The sequence below is a fragment of the Streptomyces ortus genome, assembly GCF_026341275.1.
In the GTDB taxonomy this organism is placed as follows: Bacteria; Actinomycetota; Actinomycetes; order Streptomycetales; family Streptomycetaceae; genus Streptomyces; species Streptomyces ortus.
The window spans coordinates 285,237-304,833 of record NZ_JAIFZO010000002.1; the positions used below are offsets into that span (position 1 = coordinate 285,237).

Consider the following 19,597-nt stretch of genomic DNA (forward strand, 5'->3'; position numbering starts at 1 on the left):
TTCAGTCGAGGGGGTAGCGGATCCCCTTGAGGGAGAGCCAGTTGGTTTCGGCGTCACCTGCGGTAGCGGAGATGAGGGTGACGGTGCCGTCCTGGTTGAAGTCGAGCTTCAGGCTGTGGACGACGCTGGTAGAGGCGGCAACCCCGGTGATCGAGGTGGCGTTGCGGGCGATCACGAAACTCGCCTTGCGTACAGGCCGCAGGCCGACTGCGAGAACCGCCGACAGGAGGTTGGCAGTCTGCGCGCCGTTGGCGCGGTCGGCGCCGCCGTCCCACTCCATGAACCAGGTGCCCTGCACGTTGATGCGCCGGTAGCGGACCGCGCCGTTGTTGTTGCCGGTGCTCGTCGTGTTGCCCTGCGTGTAGCCGGTGCCGAGTGTCGGCGTCGTCCACGCCACCCCGTTCGCAGCGGCGAGGCGGCCCATGGCGACCCAGTTGCCTGAGCTCGACTGGTCGATGCGGATCAGGTCGCCGACAGCCGGGTTGGCGTAGGTCTCCATGCAGCGGGCGAGGATGCCGTCCGCAGTGACCGTGCCGGTGCCGACGGCCGTGACGGTGGCGAGTCGCCAGTCTCCGCCCCGCACCGCCGGCGCACTGGTGCCGTCTCTGACTGTCTTGCGTTTATGTGAGGCGGCAAGCCTGCGCATCGAGGCCTGCTCGAACGCGTCGGTCATGCGTCCTCCTTGGCGGAGACGGTGGAGATCGGGAAGTCGCCGCCGATGTCGAGGGGGACGGTGAACGCGGCGGCCTGGTGGAGTTCGCGGGTGCCGTCCTCGTGCGTGACCCGGAAAACGTCACCTGGTTCCAGTGCCGGGTTGGGCAGGGCGGTGATGTCACCGGACGCGTTCGGGGCTTTCTCCTTGAGGAGTTGCAGGTTCGCGGCCTGCGTGCATGCGGCGAGGGAGATCAGTGTCGATGAGCTGTAGAACGCGGGGCGGCGTCCGAACGGGCCGCCCCAGTAGGTGGGGCTGCCCGGGTCGTTGTCGGTGGCGAGGTAGCTCACCGGTGCGACAGAGTCGGTCGTGTTCTCGCCGCGGGCGAGGACTCCGTTGTGGACGCCGTCCAGGCTCATGGCGCGCTTCGCAGCCAGGTAGACGCCGCCCTCGGTGGCCTCGACCGCCCACACCGGGTCGGCCGACAGCAGTTCCGGCAGTGTCGCGATGACGAACACGCCGTCGGCGTTGGCGTACACCTCCGCACCTGCGGCGGCGGCGATCTCCTGGCAGCCGGCCCACGGGTCGGCCTCCACGTCGAAGGTGCGGGATCCGATCGGCGCGTCGACGATGAGGCTGATGACGTCGGCGGTCGGCATGGAGCGCTGGATGAGGGCGGTGATCGCGCCGACAACGGTGCCGGTGGCCGTGTACGGCTCGGTGAGTTTGTCGTCGGCGACGATCGCGGACAGGTCTTTGCCCTGCAGGGTGACGGGCCCTTCGGAGAGGTCGCCGTCCACACTGTCGAGGCGGAACACGCCGAGCGGCACCAGCTCTGTGCTGCCGTCGCCGTAGTCGACTCCGCGCTCGATCCGCAACCGCGCTCCGTAGGTGGCGAGCTGGTCGAGCGGGGTGCGCGGGATGAGCGCCGGGTCGGCGATCGTGACAGTGCAGGTGCGGCGAATCGCCTGCGCCCGGTCCACCGGGACGCTGCCCCCAATGTGCTCAAGGCCGACGACCCTGCCGTCGTTGAGGAACAGCTGCACTCGCGTGATCGGGTTCTGCGATTCGGCGAGGCGCTTCAGGAACCGGCCCGAGACGGGGTACAACGCATCACCCCGTCCGGCGGTCCAGGAGCAGGTCTTCGCAGGTTGCGTACACGGCAAGCAGGTCGGCGCACGTGTCGAACTCGGCGACCACATCCTGCCAGGTGCGGCCCGCCGGACCGTTGATGCCGGTCGTGACAGGCATGTCCGCCTGCGTCATCGGGAGTTGCCAGGCCCGCCATGCGTCCTGTGCCGCAGCACCGGTGCGGGTTTCCGTAACGCCTGCGACGTTGACGTACATGTCGTCGACGCCCATGCCCGGCACGGCCTGCCACAGCAGCGTGTTTCCGGAGTCGAGCAGCAGATGAAGTGCGCGGCGTTCCTCGTCGGAACGGGTCCAGATCGCGAGTTCGCCTTCGAGTCCGCCGCGCACCCCGGAAAAGACGACGGCGTTACGGCGGCCCCGCACCCGGTGGACGGCCTGTTCGATGGGGCGCTGCCACTCCGGGGCCCGCTGTACAACGGCCCGCAGGTTCCGCTGAGGGTTTCCCGGATCCTTGATCCAGACCTCGTTGATATCGGCGAGCGTCACCGTCACCTGGGCCGATGAGCGGCTCGACGCGGATGCGCCGGGGCTGCTGCGGAGTTCGATGCGGTAGCTGACCGGCACCCCGAGCGGCGCCTCATGGTCCTCGACGATCATCAGGTCGGAGGTGACCGGCAGGTTGTCGATCAACCCGGACGGGCCGCGGACCAGTGTGCGGGACCCGTCGGCCGCTTCCCGGTACACCGTCACCAGATAGTCGAGCGGCAGCTCCCGCAGCGTGAGCTGCACATAGCCGCCAGAGTCGACCGCCTCCACCGACGTCAGCGGCAGCACCTGCCACAGCGAGACCTGGTCGATGTGCAGGACGCTGTTGATGGCGGTCGCCGTAACCACCATTTCGACGGCCGCCTGGGTCGTGCCCGCGGGGGCTACGCCGTCAGAGCTGAGCCCATACCAGGACGAGCCGGGGAGGTTGTAGGCCGTGCCCGTCGACGCGCCCAGGTCGGTGTTGGCGGCGTCGTACCAGCGAATCTTGACCGTCGTGTTCGTCCAGGATCCAGCCGCCGGGTGGGCCACCACCTGTGCACGGAAGTTCTGGCCTGCAGCGTCGGGAGCTGCGAAGCGGCCGGAGCGGATCGTCGACGAAGTCGCCGTCGCCGAGGTGATGGCCAGCGAGTAGGCGCCCTCGAAAAACGAGACCCCCCACGGTGTAGTACGGGCGAGCGTCGCCACACCCGAACCCGTCGTCCATCCGACCGATCCGGACTGCTCGAATGCCGACGCCGCATAGGTGATGATCGACCCGGCGGTGAATCGCGGAGCCTGCGTGACGACGACGGATTCCAGGCGCAGCACCTGCGACGCAGATGCCGTATCCAGGCCGAACGCGACACCGCATGTCGCCGCATTCGACGGTGCGACCATGGCCGCACGCTGCCGGTACATGCCCGTCCCCGGTGCAGCCAGGGTCGACCGGATGGCACCCACCTGGTTACTGGCCGCATCGTAGAACCGCAGCTCAATCCATGCTGTCGCCGTCAGGACCGGCGGCTGCAGGTAGGCATAGGCCAGGTATTCGACGCCGGGTGTCACAGCTGGCCGGTCCACGGACACGATCGACGCGTTGCCTGCCGCGATAGCCGTCAATGCCAGCGTGTGCCCGCCGGCCAGGTAGTTGTCGACGGCCCAGCTGACCACCGGGACCTGGCGGGTGATCGATGCGTTGACGACGGGCGCCCACGACGAGGTGTCGATTTCGGCGGACTCGGTGCCGAAGCCGAACAGGTTGCCGGTCGTGCGGACCGGCAGCCCGAGGTAGACGTTCTCCCAGTAGTGGGAGACGTTCACGCCGACCTCGGTCGAGCCGAGCAGCACCTGCGCCTGTGTGGCCCCAGCCGGTGCAGCCCCGGCGACGCCGACACGGTGCCAGCCGGACGCCGCCGCCATTGTCGCCAGGGACCACGTGATGCTGATCTCGGTGCCGCTGATGTTCAGCCAGCGGATGCCGATGCGCTCCGGGACCACACCTGCCGCGTCGGCGAACGTCTGGTAGACGGTGCCTGCGGTGACGGGGTAGGAGGAGACGGTGCGGGCCTGCATCTCCCCTGCGGCCAGGGATTTGACGGAGAGGCATCCGTCTCCGTTGCGTCCTCCGATCCCCTTATTGATCGTGCAGTTGAGTTTGGCCGTCCACCCCGAGGTGTTGGGGTCGACGGACTCGGTGGTGAGGCTGAGGAGGTTTCCTGGGATCGCCAAGGTGGCCTCCTCAGCTCGCGTCGAGGATTTGGATGAGCCGGTTCTGGCTGTCGCGGATCTCCGCGCGGGCGATGCTGTGGATCGGCTCGTCGCCGACCTGTACCAGCACCTTCAGGTCCCCGAGGCTGGGCGCCGTGTCCCTGCCTGCCATCGACATCAGCGCGTTGGCCTGCGCCGTCGTGAACACCGGCTCCGGTCGCCCGGTGCCGTTGTGGACGAGGTTGAGGCCGGGAGGGATGTAGCCGCCGGAGTCGTAAGTGCCCGGCTTGAACCCGTACCAGGAGTTGAACAGGCGGTCGTTGTAGCCGCGGGCGCGACTGCCGACGACTACACCGTCGCCACCTCGGGACTCGATGTTCGTCTTGCCGAGGGTGCCTGCCGTGTGACCGACGCCAGCATTCGTGATGCCGATCTTGTAGGGCGAGTTGCCGTGATAGACCCATCCGGGCGGGGCGGTCTTTCCTGAGAATGCCATCGTTGCCCAGCGGCGATGCGGCTTCTGGCCTCGGAGGACGGACTCTGCGGCAGAGGTGAGACCTGAGCAGTCCCACGACGGGTTGCCGTTGCCCGCCCACTGGTACGGGAGTCCGGCCTGGGTCTTCACCCACTTCAGTGCCGCCTGAATGCGGGGGCCGCCGAGGCCGCCTCCGCCGCCCTTCTTGTCGGCGTCCTTCGAGTAGCCGGTCAACTTGGAGATCATCGCTGTCGGGATGCGGCGGAGCATCTTCCCGAAGCCGGTATCCATGCCGGGGAACGACTTCAGCAGCGGGTTGACCACACTCTTCAGGCCCGCCTGTACGGATCCTGCGAGGGTGTCCTTGAGCCAGTCCGCACCCTCCTTGATCTTGTTCCAGGCTGCGGAGCCCGCACCGGCGACCTTGTTGGCGGCGCCGCCGATCCAGCCGAATATCCCGCCGTCCGCGAACGACTGCGTGATGCCGCCCTTCGCGTAGCGCAGCGACGTGTCCGTCGACCCGACCGGGTTGCCACCGAGCACCGGAGCCAAGGCCGCCTTGATGCCCTGCGCGCCCCGGGAAGAGGCAACCGAGTTGAGCCAGTTGACGGCACCGCTGCCCACACCCTTGGTGAACTCGGGCCGCATGATGGCCTCGCCGCCCGACAGTTCGAGTGCACCGCCGGTCGGAGACACGAACTTGTGGACGTCACGGCCCGGCGTGTAGCCAGGCATGATGCCGCCCGACGCGAAGGAGAACCGGTCGAGCTTCTTCGCCCCGAAGGCACCCGCGACCTTGTTCCAGACGCCGCGGATGCCGTTGTTGTAGACGACGTCCACGATGTACTGAACGGGTTCGCGAGCGATCTTCTTCAGTCGATCCCACGCGGTTTTGATTGCCTTGCGGGCCGACTCGAAAGCGTCCCCGACCCTGCCGACCGCCGCCTTCAGACTGTCGAAGACCGGCTTGATGCCGTTGCGCCAAACGCTGCTGATGGCCGCGGAGATGCCGTTCCAGACCGGCTTGACGGCCTTCTGCCACAGCCACTTGAAGACGTCACCGAGCACCCCGAGAGCGGTCCGGACGTAGCCGAAGTACCGCTTGACGACGTTCGTCCACCACCAGGAGATGATGTTGCCGATGCCTGCGAAGACGGGAGCGATGGCGTTCTTCCACAGCCACATCGCGACCTTGGCGACGAGCTTCCAGTAGCTGATGATGAAGCCCACGTAGGGCTTGATCACCGAGTTCCACAGCCACATCGCGAGGGCGGCGATGCCCTCGAAGGCGGGCTTGATCGCCACATTCCACAGCCACATTGCGACCGCTGCCACGATTTTGAAGATGGCGATGAGCGGCAGCAGGGCGATGACAACGACAGCGGTGAACAGGATCTTTGCCGCTGCGGCGATGAAGTTGAACGCGGGCTTGATCGCGTTGTTCCACAGCCACATGACCACGCTGCCGACGAGCTTCCAATAGGTGATCATAAAGCCGATGTACGGCTTGATAATCGTCTGCCAGAGCCACATCACGACGTTGCCGATCGCCGTGAACGTCGGCTTCAGCACGACGTTCCACAGCCACAGCGTCGCCGTCTTCAACCAGTTCCACACCGCCTGCACGCCCGCCCGGAACCAGCCGAAGCGGTTATAGGCGTAGACGATGCCCGCGATCAGAGCGACGATCCCGATGATGATCAGAGTGATCGGGTTCGCCAGCATCGCCGCGTTCCACGCCCACAACGCGATCGTCCAGATCCGCCACGCAACGATCGCCAGCCAAATCCCCTGCACCAGCCACGGAGCATGCTCGGCGATGATGCCGATCGCCTCAGCGACCCCGCCTAGCAGAGCCAGCAGCGGACCGGACACCGGCGACAGCGCCTGCCCGATCGACAGCAGTGCGCCGCCGATGTTCCCCAGGAACTCTCCGAGCCGGGGCGCCATCTCCGAGCTGTACGACAGGAACCGCTCGAACTCCGGCGACCCCTTCAGGCCCTGACCCCAGTCGGCGAACCGGCCGGTGATGCGCTGCATAGACCCGGAGATGTCGTCCATCCGAGGCAGGAAAGCGCCGATCACACCGGCCATGCCCTTGAACACGTTCCCGAACGCGCCACCCAGCCCGGTGATCGCCGGACCAACCGATGTGTCGAGGTCGGCCTTGAATTCCTTCCACCACGGCTTCTTGAAGCCGCGCGACGCCCGGTCCTGAAGACCGCCGATGGCGTCCGCCGCGCCCTTCACCAGCGGCGTCAACCCCGGCAGGGCGTTCTTCAAGCCGACCAAGGCCCGCGTGAACAGCGGCATCACTGCAGGCTGCAGCGACTTCGACCACTCGCCGAACACCTTCCGCAGATCGATGAACGCGTTGAACGTGTCCCGAGCCGACGGGGTGAGCTTCGCCAGCTCGGCCTGGTACTTGGCCTGCGCGATCGCAGCCTGATCCATACCGCCGGCCGCCGACATCGACGACGCCGCGACCTGCCGCTGCGCCGACGCGATCGACTCCGCCGCCGACTGCCGGGCAGCCGACAGACTCTCCTGCGCGCGGGCAACCGACCGGGCCCCGTCTTCCTGCGTGCGGGTCACATTGCGCTGCGACTCCGCCACCCGGGCCTGCGCATCGGCAATGTCCTGGGCGCCCTTGACGGCGGCCCGCTGCTGCTCACCGCGGGCCTTCGTCAGCTCCTTCTGCTGGTCGGTGACCGCACGGTCGGCGTCCGCGAGACGCTCCTGCGCATCCCGGACCGTCGCCGAACCCTCCACGCCGGACTTGTCCGCGGCCTTCTTCTCCGCGGCGAGGCCCTTCGTCTCGGCCTTCTGCTCCTTGAGCCGCTGAACGGACTGCTCGTAGGCCAGCTGGGCGCGCTGAAGCTCCAGGCTGCCCGCGGCGGCGCCCTTGGCGCGGACCGCGTTCAGCCTGTTCTGGGCCTCCTGCACGGACAGGGTGGCGTCCCGCTCGGAGAGCTGTGCCGACGTGAGGCGGTCGCCGAGCTCCGCCAGTTCCGCTTTCGCGTCGCGGCGGGCCTGCGTCAAATCCTGCTGGGCTTGGCGGGCGGTGCGCTGCGCGTCCGCGAGGGAGTCCTCCGCGTCAATGACGCGCTCTGCGGCCTCCCGCTGCTGATCGGCGGCCTGCTGCACCGCGTCCGCAAGGCCGCGCTTGGCCTGCACGACCTGCTCGGTCGCGCGCCGGTTCGCCTCCGCACTGTTGCGGACCGCGTCCCCGACCGCCTGCTCGGCCTGGCCGATCTGCCGGGCCGCATTGCGGTGCGCCGACGCCAGCGACTGCTGGGCGCCCGCCGCCGCCGAGGCCTGCTTCGCGCCCTGCCCTGATGCGGCGCCGCCCTGGTAGGTGGCGTTCGTCGCCGCATCCTGCGCAGCCTTCTGTGCCTGCAGTGCGGTACCGATGCCCTTCAGAGCAGGCAGGGCCACCAGGCCGACCGCACCGACACCGGCCGCCGCGGCAACACCCGCCGCGGCGATCGCGCCCAGACCGGCGGCGATCACCGGCAGAACTGGGATCAGTGCCGGACCAAGTGCAAGACCTGCCGTCACCAGCAGCTGCATGCCGGACACGCGCACGTTGACCGTCGCGGTCTGGCCGTCCAGCCGGTTCACGAGCGCCTGCATCGTCGCCAACTGGGCGGCAGCAGCGCTCGCATCAACGCGTACCGCAACGTCGGCGTCCGAGGCTGCGAGCCGCTGCAGGCGGGCCTGAATCGCATCGATACGGGCGGTCGCCGTCGCCGCGTCCATGTCGACGCCGATGCGGACATCCCGCAGGGACGTCAGCTGGGCGCGCAGCCGGGCGATCTCGACGTCGACGTCCGTCGAGTCGGCTGTGATGTTGATGTTCGGGAGGGACGCTTCGGCGGCCTGCACCTGGGCGCGCAGGCGCTGGCCGAATGTGCCGTCCGTCTCCACGCGGATGCGTGCGGGGTCGGCGGTGACCTCGTCGATCTGTGCCTGCAGCGCCTGCAGTGAGGCGATCGCACGGGCCGTGTCCGCGCGGACTGCGACGTTCGGGTGGGCGGCGCCGATACGGCGCAGCCGCTCCTCGATGTCCGCAGCCTGTGCGCGGGCTGTCGCAGCGTCGATGTCGATGCCGACGGTCTTGTTCGACAGGGCCTCCATGCGGGCCCGCAGCCGGGCGAGGTCCGCATCGACACCCGTATCCGACAAGCTGACGTTCAGCTTCGGCATCGAGCGGAACGCCTCTTGCAGCTTCGCCCGCAGCGACCGGGCGAAAGCGCCACCCGTGTCAGCGCCCTGCCGGGTCGCCGCCGGCTTCGCTGCCTTCGCCCCGTCGTTGATGCCGTCACGCACTGCCGGAGCGATGTGCGCAGCGAGACGCTGACCGATGATCCGGCCAATCTCGTCCCCGACCTGCGTCGCAGGCGGCACCAGGGCAGACTGCAGACGCCCCAGAATCCCCGAAGCGTTGGGGATGACATCGACTTCGACCGAGCCGACGGAGATAGCGGGCACCGGGAGCCTCCTCCCGGCGCCCTACAGCGGGCGTTCCCTGAGCATTTCGAACAGCACGTTGGCCTGCTCGGCGGTGAGCTTCTGCTTCGGTTTGGCCTGCTTGCCGCCCGGCCTGCGGATCGGCTCCGGCACGGTGGGCTTCTTCTTTCCCTTCTCCGTGTTCGCCGCCGTATAGGCGTAGGTGAGCCCGGCAACCCGGTCAGCGATCACAGCCAGCAGCTGCTCCGCCTGCGACCAGGGCGCCTTCTCCGGCTGCCCCTTGTCGGCCTGCTCCGCCAGTTCCTCATCCGTCATGGCATTGCGGATGGCGGTCATCGTCGCGCTCTCGGGCGGCAGGCGCTGGATCAGCACCCGCAGCCGTCGGGCCGTCATCTCCCCGCGGTGGAAGGCGTCGATCTGGTCCTCGGACCGCGGGTAGTAGTAGGCGAGGTCGCCCTCTACCGCCTCCGCGTGCGCTTCGACGACGGAGCGGGTCCACGCGATTTCCCCAGGCTCTCACCCGATCGCTGCGCCACGTCGTTGATGAGGTCGCCGACCTCGTCGTTCGTCGGGTCGACGTCCGTGAACACCTCAAGGTCGTCGGGGTGCAGCACGATCTCCATGAATGCACCGACCTGCCCGTTGTTCAGGAGGTTCTGCCACGACTGCCGCCACGCCCCGGGCGGGATCATGCGGACTTCCTCGCCGCACAGGTCGCCGGTCACGAAGTTCTCGACAGCCTCGACCTCCTGGGCGTCGGCCTCGGTGACCTCGGGCTCGTCGAAGTCCTCGACCGGCTCGCCGACGCGCGTCGGCGGCCGGGAAGCCGATCGGGCGGCGGTGCGGGGCTTGCGGCTGCTGGCTGTCGTCTTGCGGGGTGTGCTGGCCACGGCGCGGGCCTCCTTCTCTCAACGGCGCGGGCAGAATGCAGAGGTGGACGGGCCGGGCCCGCGCCGACGGTAGTCGGCCCGCCCACCAGCTCAGGAGCCCGTGTAAGCGGGCGTGACCGGCAGCTTGTCGCAGTGGTACACGGTGTTGCCGTTGGCGTCCGGGTAGGTCGTGATCGTCCACTCGTAGCCCGACATCTCGTCCTGCTTGAACGTGACGTCCGAGCGGTCGTTGATCTCGCCCTGGGGGACGTAGAAGCCCTTGTAGGCGTCGCCGTCGATGACGATGAACCAGAACGCGCGCCGGTCCGGCACCGGGCTCGCGGTCTCCGCGTACTCGGTCAGGCCGTCGCCGTTCGGCTCCAGGTCCGCCGCACCCAGCCGGTACTGCAGCGACTGCACGGCGACCCGCGACGTCTCCCACACCGTCAGCCCGAACGTCCGCACCGACTTGGTGATTTGCGTGCGGAACGGAGAGGTCAGCCCCCACGGGGTGAACTCCTGTGAGTCCTCGTCGAAACCGTAGGTCAGGCCGTCGTCGGAGATGGCGCCCAGCGGCTCCCAAGGAGCGACCGGCTGAGCCAGCGGCGACGCGGGACGGACCGTGCCCACCGGAGCCACGAAACCGCCGCCGTTCGCACCCACCAGAGCGAGATCCGCGGCGCGGGTGATGTTGACCATGATGTCTCCAGACATGGAAGAGCCCGCGCACGGGCGGGTGATGAAGGACCGGCGCGGGCCTCAGAAGCGGTCAGGAGACCGGATGGCAGAAGAACTCGTAGGTACCGCCAGCGCGACGCAGCGACGTGTTCTCGTAGGGGCGGATCGCGGGCAGCGACAGGCAGCCCGTCCGGCCGATGACGACCGTGTCGGAGCTGGTGCCGCGCAGCTCGCCGGTCACCCAGGCGTGCACGTCCTTGGCCAAGGCGATGGCGGCGGCCCGGTCGACGTCGTACACGTCGATGTCGACGATCGGCCGGGACAACTTCAGACCGTCGTCGCCACCGCCGGGGATCTGCGTGATCTGGATCGTCGGCAGCTCGCTGAGCAGCTTATTGTCGAGCTCGTCGCGGACGACCGCGTCCGGGAAGCGGACCGTGGCGCGGGTGATGAGTTCCTGCTCGATGTCGACGAGCGCGGTCACTGGTTGCGCCCGCCCATCAGGGCCGCCCGCAGCAGGACGTGGTGCGCCGACCCGGACGGGTGCCCGTTGCTGTACTCCACCCAGCGGGCGTAGTAGGCGCCGTTGCGGACGTAGCCGACTGCCCGGTCGCGGTTCCGGCCGCCCCGGGCTGTACTGCTGGCCTCCCAGGACCCCTTGTAGTGGCCCGGGTGCGGACCCCCGGCATCCACCGGGGAGAGTCCGATGGCGACGCCCTTGATGACCTCGGCGCGGCGCAGCATCTCCGCCTGCATGGACGGCATCCGCAGCATCTGCCCCACACCTTTGCGGGACATCTTGAAACGTGCTGCCATATCCCCTCCAGAACCAAGAGCAACTAGGGGGCGGCGTGGACGTCAAAGGCGTACTCGGCACGATCAGCTTCGACGGGGAATGGATCACCATCGCGAAAACGCCCGTCGGACCGAAACCCGCACCCGTGCGGATCCGGGCCACCGACATCACCGGCACCCGCTACAAGCCAGCCACCCGGCTCACGCACGGCTACGTGCAGTTCGTGCTCCCCGGCAGCGAAGCCGCAGGCGAAAAAGGCGGCATCCTCCATGCGGGCAGGCCCCCATACGAGGACCCGCACAGCCTGTCGATCCCACGGAAGTCGAACGACCTTGCGGAGAATCTCGTCGCCGCGGTCGAGCAGGCCCGCAGCTAGCCGGTCACCCGGTCCGCAGCAAACTGGATGACGCCGCGGGTGCCGGTGAACGGTGAGCGGCCCCAGTCGCCGGGCTCGCCCGTGATGTCGCAATCCACGCCGCGGATACGCGCCCGGTCTGTCGTCCGGATCGGGCGCCCCGCGGGCGCATAGACGGTCCAGCCGACGATGACCGTGTCCCGCTCCTGCTGCTGACTCCCACCCACCTGCGGAGTCTCCGCACGCGGCGTCACCACACAGCCGTGCAAGTCGAATGACTCGTCCGGGCCCGGAAGCGGCTGACCGCGAGGACCGCGGCCCGGGGACTTGCCGGTGCGCAGGATCCGCACCGTCTCCCCGAACGGGTATGGGGCCGGCATCAGCCGTACCCCCAGCCCGGTTCGAACTCGTCGGCGAAACCGGCGTCGTCGATCGGCCACGTCGGAGACGGATCCGCGGTTGTCGGCGTCGGATCGACCGTGAACGCGCCACCGCGGCCCGCCAAGGACTTCAGCGCCGACTTGTCGCTCTTGGTCAGGTACAGGCCGCCCGACCCTGACGGCCGCTGCACCGACATCGGGCCGATCGTCTCGTAAGACACCTGCTGCGGATTCACGTAAGCGCGGCCCGCCACCGACAGAACAACCGCGTCCGCGCCCTCAGGGAGCGGCTTCACGACCGTCTGGCACAGCGAGATCGCCGACGCGATCAGCAGATCCGCCCGGTTCCCGTCGATCTCGCCCAGCCCGAGATACAGGCCAAGCTGCTCGACAGTCGGCGGGGTGAATGCCACGACGCCTCCTACTGGGTCAGGGACTCCACGGCACTGCACCAGGCCGCCAGATCAGCGGACGGATCCAATTCGGCGCTTCGAGCCTTCGCCCGCTTCGACGCCAGCCGGTACTCGGCAGCCGTCATCAACTTCCGCAGGACCGCCTCGTAGCCGGCGACATCCGCCCGGTCCACGAAAACCCCGGCCTCGCCCAGCGACTCACACAGCCCCGGAGTGGGGTGCGCGACCACGGGGATACCGCTCGCAAGCGCCTCGCAACCGGCACGGCCCCACGACTCGTAGGACGACGGCATCAGCAGCACGCGGGTGCGGGCATACACCTGCTCCCGCATGTCCTCGCCCCGCACATGGTCCACGATCTCGACGTTCGGCAGGTCCGGGAGGATCTGCTCGCCGTAAGCGCCCTTCACTGCCAGGAACTGCTGATCCGGCATCCGCTCGGCCAAGACCTTCAAGACCTTGCCGCCCTTCTCCGGGTTGCAGTTGACCAGCGTGATCGCCCTGCCGGGCTTCGTCGCGTACTCGCCGGCGAACACCGGCGGACGCACGACCAGCGACGACTCGGGCCGAACGGACTTCGGGTACTCAGCGAAGAAGAGTTCCGCCTCCCGCTCCATCCACAGGCTGTTGTAGACCGCCAGCGCAGTCCCACCCGCCGCCGCATCCCGGAACGTCGCCCGGTGCGTGTTGTGGCAGACCACCACCAGCGGCTTTCCGTACCCGCGGGCCAGAGACGAAGCCGACGGCACCGTCTCCAGATGCGCAAGCAGCACATCCGCCTTGCGGACCGCGGTCGGGAAGTCCAGCCGCGACGCCAACGGCACGACCTTGATGCCCCGGTACTCGTACTCCCGGCTGGCCTTCCCGTACCGGGACAGCCACATCGACACGTCGTGCCCGCGCTCCACCAAAGGGCGCAGCATGGAGACGAGCATGTGCTCCGCCCCCGCGTTGTGCTCGGGAGGTGCGGCATGCACGCGGGCCACGATCTTCAGGGGCTTGGCTGCCCCGCCCGGCGCGGAAGCCGGGACAGCCCTCGCCATCAGGAACCGCTCGGCGTGCCGGTGTACCGGACGAACGCGTCCTCGTCGCCCATGACGAAGCCGTAGAACGCCTCCGCCAGCAGCAGCACCAGGTTCTCCTGGAATGCCGAGTGGACGCCGCCGTCCTCGTCGATGTATGTGGCCTCCTTCGAGATCCGCACGGTGATGTCCATGCCGATCCCGTAGGCCGCCTGCGACCAGTCGCCGCCGATCGCGCGCAGACCCGAGTCCACCGACGCGGACTGCCGGCGCTGCTTGCCCGACACCGACCGCGAGTACGCGAGCGGCTCGCCGATCAGCGTGCCCGCCGACGCCATGTCCGTGCCCGGTGTCTGCGTGTCGACGAGGATCGGCTGACCGTTCGTGTCCGTCGCCCGCAGCAGCTTCGGCTTCAGCCGGTGGTCCGCGACGGTTCCGGTGTAGTCCCAGTCGCCATCGACGACCATCTCCATGCCGTCGACGAAGTCGGCCCAGATGCCGCCCTCGTTGCGCGGCGCCGTACCGAGAGCGACCGCGTTGTCCGTGGCCGCCAGGTAGTCGGCGAACGGGCCGGTCGCGCCCTTCATCGTCTTGCCGTGGATCGCCGCATGGTCGAAGGCCCGCGCGAACGCGGTGGGCAGGTCGCGCTGGAGCTGCGTCCACAGGCCGCCCGCGTTGGTCATGACGACCTCTTCGGAGACCGGGATCAGCACGGCGACCTTCTTCGCCTGCATCTGCTTCACGGCGACGCCACCGCTGGACAGCGGCTTACGCGCGGCCTGGCCGACCCAGTCGGCGGTCGGCACATCCATCGGGATCGGCACCGACGTGGTCGCATCGAGGGCGAGCGGCGCCGGGCGTGCCAGCGCCATGACCGCGCTCGCCTCGACCGACTTCTCGAAGATGGGCCCGGCGAGGGTGCGGGGCAGTAGTGCCTCGTTGACGTCGGACAGCTTGAGGGGAGGCGTGGCCGCCATGATTTACCTCTTTCAGCGGCGCGTGAGCCGCGTATTGACGAACCCCGCGAACTCATCCGCGGGGTCGAGGGTCCGTTGCTTGTTGGCGCCGGACGCCTGAGTGCGGTCCGGTGCCGGGCGCCGCGGGCCCTCCGGGGGCTGGACTCGCGCCCAGTGCGGCTTGCGCTCCAACAGCGCCTGAAGATCCGCCTCAATGGCGGTCTCGTCGATCGAGCCCGACTCGTCGATGTACGAGGTCAGGTCCAGCGAGCCGACCGCGTCCTCCGGGTCGGTGAACGCCGCACGCTCCCCCGCCTGCGTGCCGGCCAGGGCCTGCACGCGAGCCTCAACGAGGCTCTTGCGGGTTGCGGCGATCTGTTCGTTCGCCCGGGTCAGTTGGTCGTTGAGGCGTTCGGACTCCGACTTCTGCGCGTCCTCGAACTCCTTGGCCTTCTGCGCCAGCGGTTCGAGTTCCTTCAGGCGCTTGCGGAGGTTCGCGGCCTCGCTGTTCTTCTTGCGCAGCTCAGCCTCGAACTTCTTCCGGTCGAGCGGCTTCTCTTCGCTGCCGGTCTCCGCCCCCTGGGCGTCGCCCTGCCGCTCGGTGCCGCCCTCCTCGGTTCCCGTCTCCTCGACGGTCTCCTCGGTGCCGGACTCCTGCTGCTCGCTGGCCTGCTCGGTCTCTTCGGGCATGACGAATCGGCCCTCCAGGGGCTGTGGAAATGAGAAAGGCCGCCACCAGGGCGACCTCGTCGAACGGAGCGCGGACTAGCCGTGCTCAGCTATGGCCCGCCTGAACAGGCGGAGTTGATCGCCGGGGTGGCCCTGCGCGAGCTCGCGGTACAGGCGGTCCCACTCGGCGGCGTGCGGAGACAACTCGAAGCGCTGCCCCCTGAAAACCGGGACAATCGCACAGTGGCAATCGTTGTGGAATTTCGCCACACTCGCATCGCCACTGAAACGCTCATTAGCGTCCTGGCCAGCAGTTCCTGCAGTCTTGTAGACCATCCCGCGGGACGCCATGAGGCGACAGAAGGCGCATGCGCCGAGCGCTGCAGCCCGTGCGTAGCCGACCGCCTGCCTGTCCTGTTTCACGGCCTGCCGAAGCGTCTCCCGGCCGCCGTCCGCAGTCAGCTTCTGCGCCACAGCGTCCGCCTTGACCATCGCTGCTTCGAGCCGAACATCGAGCGGCTCCAGCTGCGCCACGGTGGCGTCAGCCTCTTCGCGTGGCCACAGATCCTTCGTGGCCCAGCGCAGCGACGCGTCCACCTGCTCGTCCGGCGGCGGGTCCGCGAGCGGCACCGTGAATGTGCCCGGCACCCCTGCCGCCTCCCGTTCCCCGTCGTAGAAGTCCGCGGCCAGAGTCGCCGAAGTCTCCGAGTAGCGGGCCACCGTCTCCGTGACCGCGTCGATCCACGGCGGCACAGTTGCCTGCAAACGGCCTGGATCGAGCAGTCGGCGCAGCACGAGTAAATCCCGCAGCAGGAGCCGGGTGAGGCCGCGTTGTGCAGCCCGCCAGCGGCCGGAAGATGCCGAGCTATCGGAGGTTGTCGATGCCAACGTCGGCCTCCGACGGCTCCGGGCTGCGGCCCGCGTCTCCGCTGTCCAGTGCTGCGAGCCGGTCCATCAGCGCGCTGCTGCCAGCCCGACCGGCACTGCGGCGTCGGTCCGCGGCGATGCGCTGCCGCTGGGTTTCGGTGAACCCTGCCATCTCCAGCGTGACGTCGGAGTCGGCAGGCAGCACCCCGGCCTGCACCAGCTTGACCGTGGCATCCACCTGGGCGGCCACCGTCGGGGTTGCCGGGTTGCGCCACACCGTTTCGATGCGGCGCGCCTTGTCCGGCGGCTCACCGTCGCGCACCCACAGGGCGAGGCGCATTGCGTCCTGCCAGGCGGCGCCGAAGCGGCGGATGCGACGCTCGGAGCGCTTCACCAGCTTCGCTTCGGTCGACCGGATGGCATCAGCAGAAGCGGGGTTGTCGGTGGTGTAGCCGAGCATGTGCGGCGGAAGCCCGAACTGGCTGGACATGATCCGCGCGTACAAGTCGATGATCTTCGTCATGCCGGACGGATCGTGAGCAGGGAACTGCCCGACCGTCGGGATGTCACCGTTCTCGTCGCGCTCCAGGCCGAGCATCCGGCCGATGTACGTCTGCCAGGCGTCCAGCGCATTGCCCTCCGCGTCCTGGAACGCGGACTCGGAGGCGCCGAGGATGTAGCGCTGCGGGGCGCCGAAGAACTCGGCGGCCACCTCCATGCCCATCAGCCGGCGGCACGCCGCATCCGTGATCGACATGACCTCGGGGGTGATCTCCGACTTGCCGACCCGATCCGCGGTGCGCTGCCGGTTCGCCATCCGCACCACCGGCACCACGCCCAGCTGGTGAATGTCGCGGTCGACGACCTCCCAGCCGCCGGAAGCGTTCGGCAGGCACATCACCGTCTGGTCCGGCAGATACAGGACCAGCATCCGCTCGTCGGGGCCGGACTCGATGTACGTGTCCGCCGCGCACTCCCGCAACGCCGCCGTACCCATGCGCAGGCGGGCATCCCACATCAGCGTCATGTCCAGCGGCGACTCAGCCGAGATCAGCGGCGGGCCATCCCCGTCGAGATCACCGGACCCGACCGCCAGATACTCGCGGCCGTACACCAGCGCATCCAGATGGGCGAGGCTCGACTCGTCGAACAGGTCGTTGCTGTTGGCGATCTCCTTCAACTCGGTCGAGTCAGAGCCGTCGGCCCACCGGAACGCCTCCAGATCGAGGCGCTCCTCCAGGGACTCGACGCCGACCCGCGGCCAGCCGATCACCGTATGCAGACCCTTGAGCTGCGGCGGGATCGAAATGCCGAGGTCGCGCACCAGCTGCTCGCCGTTGAAGTAGGCGTCCCGCAACTGCAGCGCCCACCGGTCCCGCAGCATGTCCGCCCGCAACAGATTGATCAGTGCGAGCTCGTCGTCCGACAGGAACGTCAACGGCAGTTCAGGAGCGTAGGCGGTCATCGGAGCACCACCACCCTCCCGCGGCCCGGAGTCTTCTTCTTGGCCTGCTTCGGCGAGTTGAGGATCATGCGGCGCAGCATTCGGGCGCCGATCGCGCACACCGCGAGGTCGATCTTGCGTGCAGACTCACGGTGCTCCTTGCCGATCGTGATCCCCCACCGGTTCGTCCGCCGCCGGGCGTTGATGACGTGCGTGCGCAGCACCTTGTGCCCGTCGTGGATCAGGGTCCGCTCCAGCACGTCCGCGTGGGTGCGCTTCACGGCCTCCGTGAACGTCTCCTGATTGCGCGGATCGCGCATGTCCCAGCGCACCGCGTGCGCCTTCGCGCCCGACGCCACCGAACGCAGGACCAGCTTCGAGCCCCACGTCTGACCCCACAGATCGATGTACGTGTCCCAGTACATTTCGCCGTCGTCGTCATCCTGGCCGGAGCCCGGGTCCGCGAAGAACGCCTGAACCTTGAAGCGGGCGAACGCGTTCTTCATCACGCCGTGCACGTCATCCCGCGGAACCCGGTAGGGCACGAAGCCCGGGGTGCTCGGGGCCGGCCAGTTCGCCGGCTTCTGCCACACGCCCAGTGCCGACACCAGACCGTCCGACATGCGGCAGGCGCACAGCCCGGTCGCGTCATCCGACTTGGAGCCGTCGAAGAACAGCACGACCTCGTCGCCATCGGCCAGGGCCAGATCCTCGCGCTTGCAGGCCTCCCACTCATAACGGGCCAACCACGCGTCCTCGGCAGCGGTGATCTGGTTGAACCAGAAGCGGCGCGACCGGGACGCCGGGTTGCGGACGTCCAGGATCGACGCCTTCAACCGTTCAATGTCCAGCCATGTCGAATCCCCGCGGACCACTTCCAGCGTTGGACGGATCCACGCCTCGGTCAGCTTCGCCTCGGGCGGGGCCTCCAGCGAGTCGTAGAAGAGTCCCGTGTCCGCGGCGCGGCCCGCCTCGGCTGCCTCATAGGCGTCCCGGGTCCGCTCGGCCACCGAGTCTTCGCCCGGCTCGAACGCGTTCGTGATCGCCAGGGTGCGGCTGGCGCCATCCGCCGACTTTGTTGCGTTGCGCTCGATCACGGCCGCCATCTCGTGGCCCGAGTTCGACTCCAGCCAGTGATGCGTCTCGTTCGGGTACGTAGCCGTCGGCCGGCCACCCTCCAGAGCGCGCGGCGACGACGTCACCGCCTCGATCCGCGCCCGCCCCTTGTCCGCGTAGATGATCTCCTTGCCGAGGTCGATCCGGTATTCCTGCAGAGCACGCTTCGTGAAGAGCCCCGGGAACAACGTCATCGTGTTGCGGGTCTGGTCCTGCGACACCGCCGCCATCTGCACCCACGCCGCAGGATGCTGCTGCCCCAGCGGCTGGCCAGGCGGGACATCCCACTCGTTGCCCTCGTCGGCGACCTCGGCGAACCGACACGGCCCCACGAACTCGAAGGCGCCCCACGATCCGACGACCGGGTCCTTTCCCCAGCCCTTCAGCCGCTGCACGACCCCGTCCCGCCACAGGAACCGGTTCGTCACCGGGTCCATGGCGTACCACCACAGGGTCAAGCGAGCTTGCTCGGCCGTGTACCGCCAGGGCTTGCCGACGTAGTGCTGCAGGTACGTCGCCGTCCATGCCAGAGCATGCCAGCCCAGCGTGTACTCAGGCAGCACGAACTTGCCGTCCGGGCCACGCTTCCACGTCGGCCCGAGCGTGAAGGGCGCGATGACGTCGGGGACTTCCTCGTCAGCCACCGATCGAGGAGCGGTAGTCGGCGATCGCCGTCACCGAAGCCGGCGCCTGCTTGCTGGCAGGCTTCCGTTCTAGTTCCATGCGGGCCCGCCGACGATCGCCCTCAGTCGTAAGGAGCGACGACATTACCGAGTTCAGGGCCGCCACCAGCTGACCGTTCGGGCCGCGCTCCGAACAGTCCAGCACCCGCGACATCAGCTCCGCGGCGTACCGGGCAACCGCCCAGTCCGACGGCTGATAGAACGCCGCCTGCCCCGACTCCCGCAGCGACAGATACCAGTCCGTTGCGATCGGATCCCACAGCGGACTCGGATCCGGCAGGTCCGGCAGACCGTCCGGGGCCCCCGAAGGGGCCTTCGTGACCGCGTCCTTCTCTTCCTTCGAGCGATGGCCCATGCGCTCCTCGGAGCGCTTACCGATAGGTCCACGAACGCCCATGACGACCTCCAGGGTCAGAGCGCGC

Annotated in this window: 19 protein-coding genes; 1 reads left to right on the forward strand and 18 read right to left on the reverse strand. The window is 68.5% G+C overall.

Features of this window, described 5'->3' with window-relative positions:
- Window position 1: 1 nt before the first annotated feature.
- From K3769_RS04160 to K3769_RS04200, 9 genes are all read right to left on the reverse strand, one after another.
- The gene (locus tag K3769_RS04160; protein ID WP_267025087.1) at window positions 2-673 is read right to left on the reverse strand and encodes a hypothetical protein; all 672 of its coding nucleotides are present in this window, start codon (window positions 671-673) and stop codon (window positions 2-4) included.
- On the reverse strand, window positions 670-1,761 hold the full coding sequence (locus tag K3769_RS04165) for a DUF5047 domain-containing protein (protein WP_267025088.1): 1,092 nt from the start codon (window positions 1,759-1,761) through the stop codon (window positions 670-672). Before K3769_RS04165 ends, K3769_RS04160 begins: the two co-directional genes overlap by 4 nt.
- A gap of 4 nt (window positions 1,762-1,765) precedes the next feature.
- On the reverse strand, window positions 1,766-4,000 hold the full coding sequence (locus K3769_RS04170; protein WP_267025089.1) for a hypothetical protein: 2,235 nt from the start codon (window positions 3,998-4,000) through the stop codon (window positions 1,766-1,768).
- 10 nt (window positions 4,001-4,010) lie between these two features.
- On the reverse strand, window positions 4,011-8,948 hold the full coding sequence (locus K3769_RS04175) for a hypothetical protein (protein WP_267025090.1): 4,938 nt from the start codon (window positions 8,946-8,948) through the stop codon (window positions 4,011-4,013).
- Window positions 8,949-8,969: 21 nt separating this feature from the next.
- On the reverse strand, window positions 8,970-9,320 hold the full coding sequence (locus K3769_RS04180; protein ID WP_267025091.1) for a hypothetical protein: 351 nt from the start codon (window positions 9,318-9,320) through the stop codon (window positions 8,970-8,972).
- Window positions 9,321-9,385: 65 nt separating this feature from the next.
- On the reverse strand, window positions 9,386-9,817 hold the full coding sequence (locus K3769_RS04185) for a hypothetical protein (protein ID WP_267025092.1): 432 nt from the start codon (window positions 9,815-9,817) through the stop codon (window positions 9,386-9,388).
- A 90-nt stretch (window positions 9,818-9,907) separates the two neighbouring features.
- Window positions 9,908-10,510, reverse strand: a complete 603-nt coding sequence (locus K3769_RS04190; protein ID WP_267025093.1) for a phage tail tube protein — start codon at window positions 10,508-10,510, stop codon at window positions 9,908-9,910.
- A gap of 55 nt (window positions 10,511-10,565) precedes the next feature.
- Window positions 10,566-10,958, reverse strand: a complete 393-nt coding sequence (locus K3769_RS04195) for a hypothetical protein (protein ID WP_267025094.1) — start codon at window positions 10,956-10,958, stop codon at window positions 10,566-10,568.
- On the reverse strand, window positions 10,955-11,290 hold the full coding sequence (locus K3769_RS04200) for an HK97 gp10 family phage protein (protein WP_267025095.1): 336 nt from the start codon (window positions 11,288-11,290) through the stop codon (window positions 10,955-10,957). Before K3769_RS04200 ends, K3769_RS04195 begins: the two co-directional genes overlap by 4 nt.
- 35 nt (window positions 11,291-11,325) lie before the next feature.
- Between K3769_RS04200 and K3769_RS04205 the strand changes: the two genes are divergently transcribed.
- Window positions 11,326-11,646 (forward strand): DUF4429 domain-containing protein, encoded by a 321-nt coding sequence (locus tag K3769_RS04205; protein WP_267025096.1) that lies wholly within the window; start codon window positions 11,326-11,328, stop codon window positions 11,644-11,646.
- Here the strand turns inward: K3769_RS04205 and K3769_RS04210 are convergent.
- The 9 genes from K3769_RS04210 to K3769_RS04250 all read right to left on the reverse strand — a co-directional run bounded on the left by K3769_RS04210 (window position 11,643) and on the right by K3769_RS04250 (window position 19,572).
- Window positions 11,643-12,005, reverse strand: a complete 363-nt coding sequence (locus tag K3769_RS04210; protein ID WP_267025097.1) for a hypothetical protein — start codon at window positions 12,003-12,005, stop codon at window positions 11,643-11,645. The two genes, K3769_RS04205 and K3769_RS04210, sit on opposite strands and share 4 nt — an antisense overlap.
- A complete protein-coding gene (locus K3769_RS04215) occupies window positions 12,005-12,418 on the reverse strand; it encodes a hypothetical protein (protein ID WP_267025098.1) in 414 nt (137 codons plus the stop codon). Before K3769_RS04215 ends, K3769_RS04210 begins: the two co-directional genes overlap by 1 nt.
- 8 nt (window positions 12,419-12,426) lie before the next feature.
- Entirely contained in the window at window positions 12,427-13,395 is a 969-nt protein-coding gene (locus K3769_RS04220) for a glycosyltransferase family 4 protein (RefSeq protein ID WP_267025099.1), read from the reverse strand.
- A 65-nt stretch (window positions 13,396-13,460) separates the two neighbouring features.
- A complete protein-coding gene (locus K3769_RS04225; RefSeq protein WP_267025100.1) occupies window positions 13,461-14,417 on the reverse strand; it encodes a phage major capsid protein in 957 nt (318 codons plus the stop codon).
- Window positions 14,418-14,429: 12 nt separating this feature from the next.
- Entirely contained in the window at window positions 14,430-15,086 is a 657-nt protein-coding gene (locus K3769_RS04230) for an FKBP-type peptidyl-prolyl cis-trans isomerase (protein WP_267025101.1), read from the reverse strand.
- A gap of 75 nt (window positions 15,087-15,161) precedes the next feature.
- On the reverse strand, window positions 15,162-15,953 hold the full coding sequence (locus K3769_RS04235) for a VG15 protein (RefSeq protein ID WP_493660836.1): 792 nt from the start codon (window positions 15,951-15,953) through the stop codon (window positions 15,162-15,164).
- Window positions 15,931-17,397 carry a phage portal protein gene (locus K3769_RS04240; RefSeq protein ID WP_267025103.1) on the reverse strand — a complete coding sequence of 489 codons (1,467 nt, stop codon included), beginning with the start codon at window positions 17,395-17,397 and terminating at the stop codon, window positions 15,931-15,933. Before K3769_RS04240 ends, K3769_RS04235 begins: the two co-directional genes overlap by 23 nt.
- A complete protein-coding gene (locus K3769_RS04245; RefSeq protein ID WP_267025104.1) occupies window positions 17,394-18,887 on the reverse strand; it encodes a terminase large subunit domain-containing protein in 1,494 nt (497 codons plus the stop codon). The genes K3769_RS04240 and K3769_RS04245 overlap by 4 nt, the downstream gene beginning before the upstream one ends.
- Before the next feature lie 241 nt (window positions 18,888-19,128).
- Window positions 19,129-19,572, reverse strand: coding sequence for a phage terminase small subunit (locus tag K3769_RS04250; protein ID WP_267025105.1), 444 nt, complete (start codon window positions 19,570-19,572; stop codon window positions 19,129-19,131).
- Window positions 19,573-19,597 lie beyond the last annotated feature (25 nt).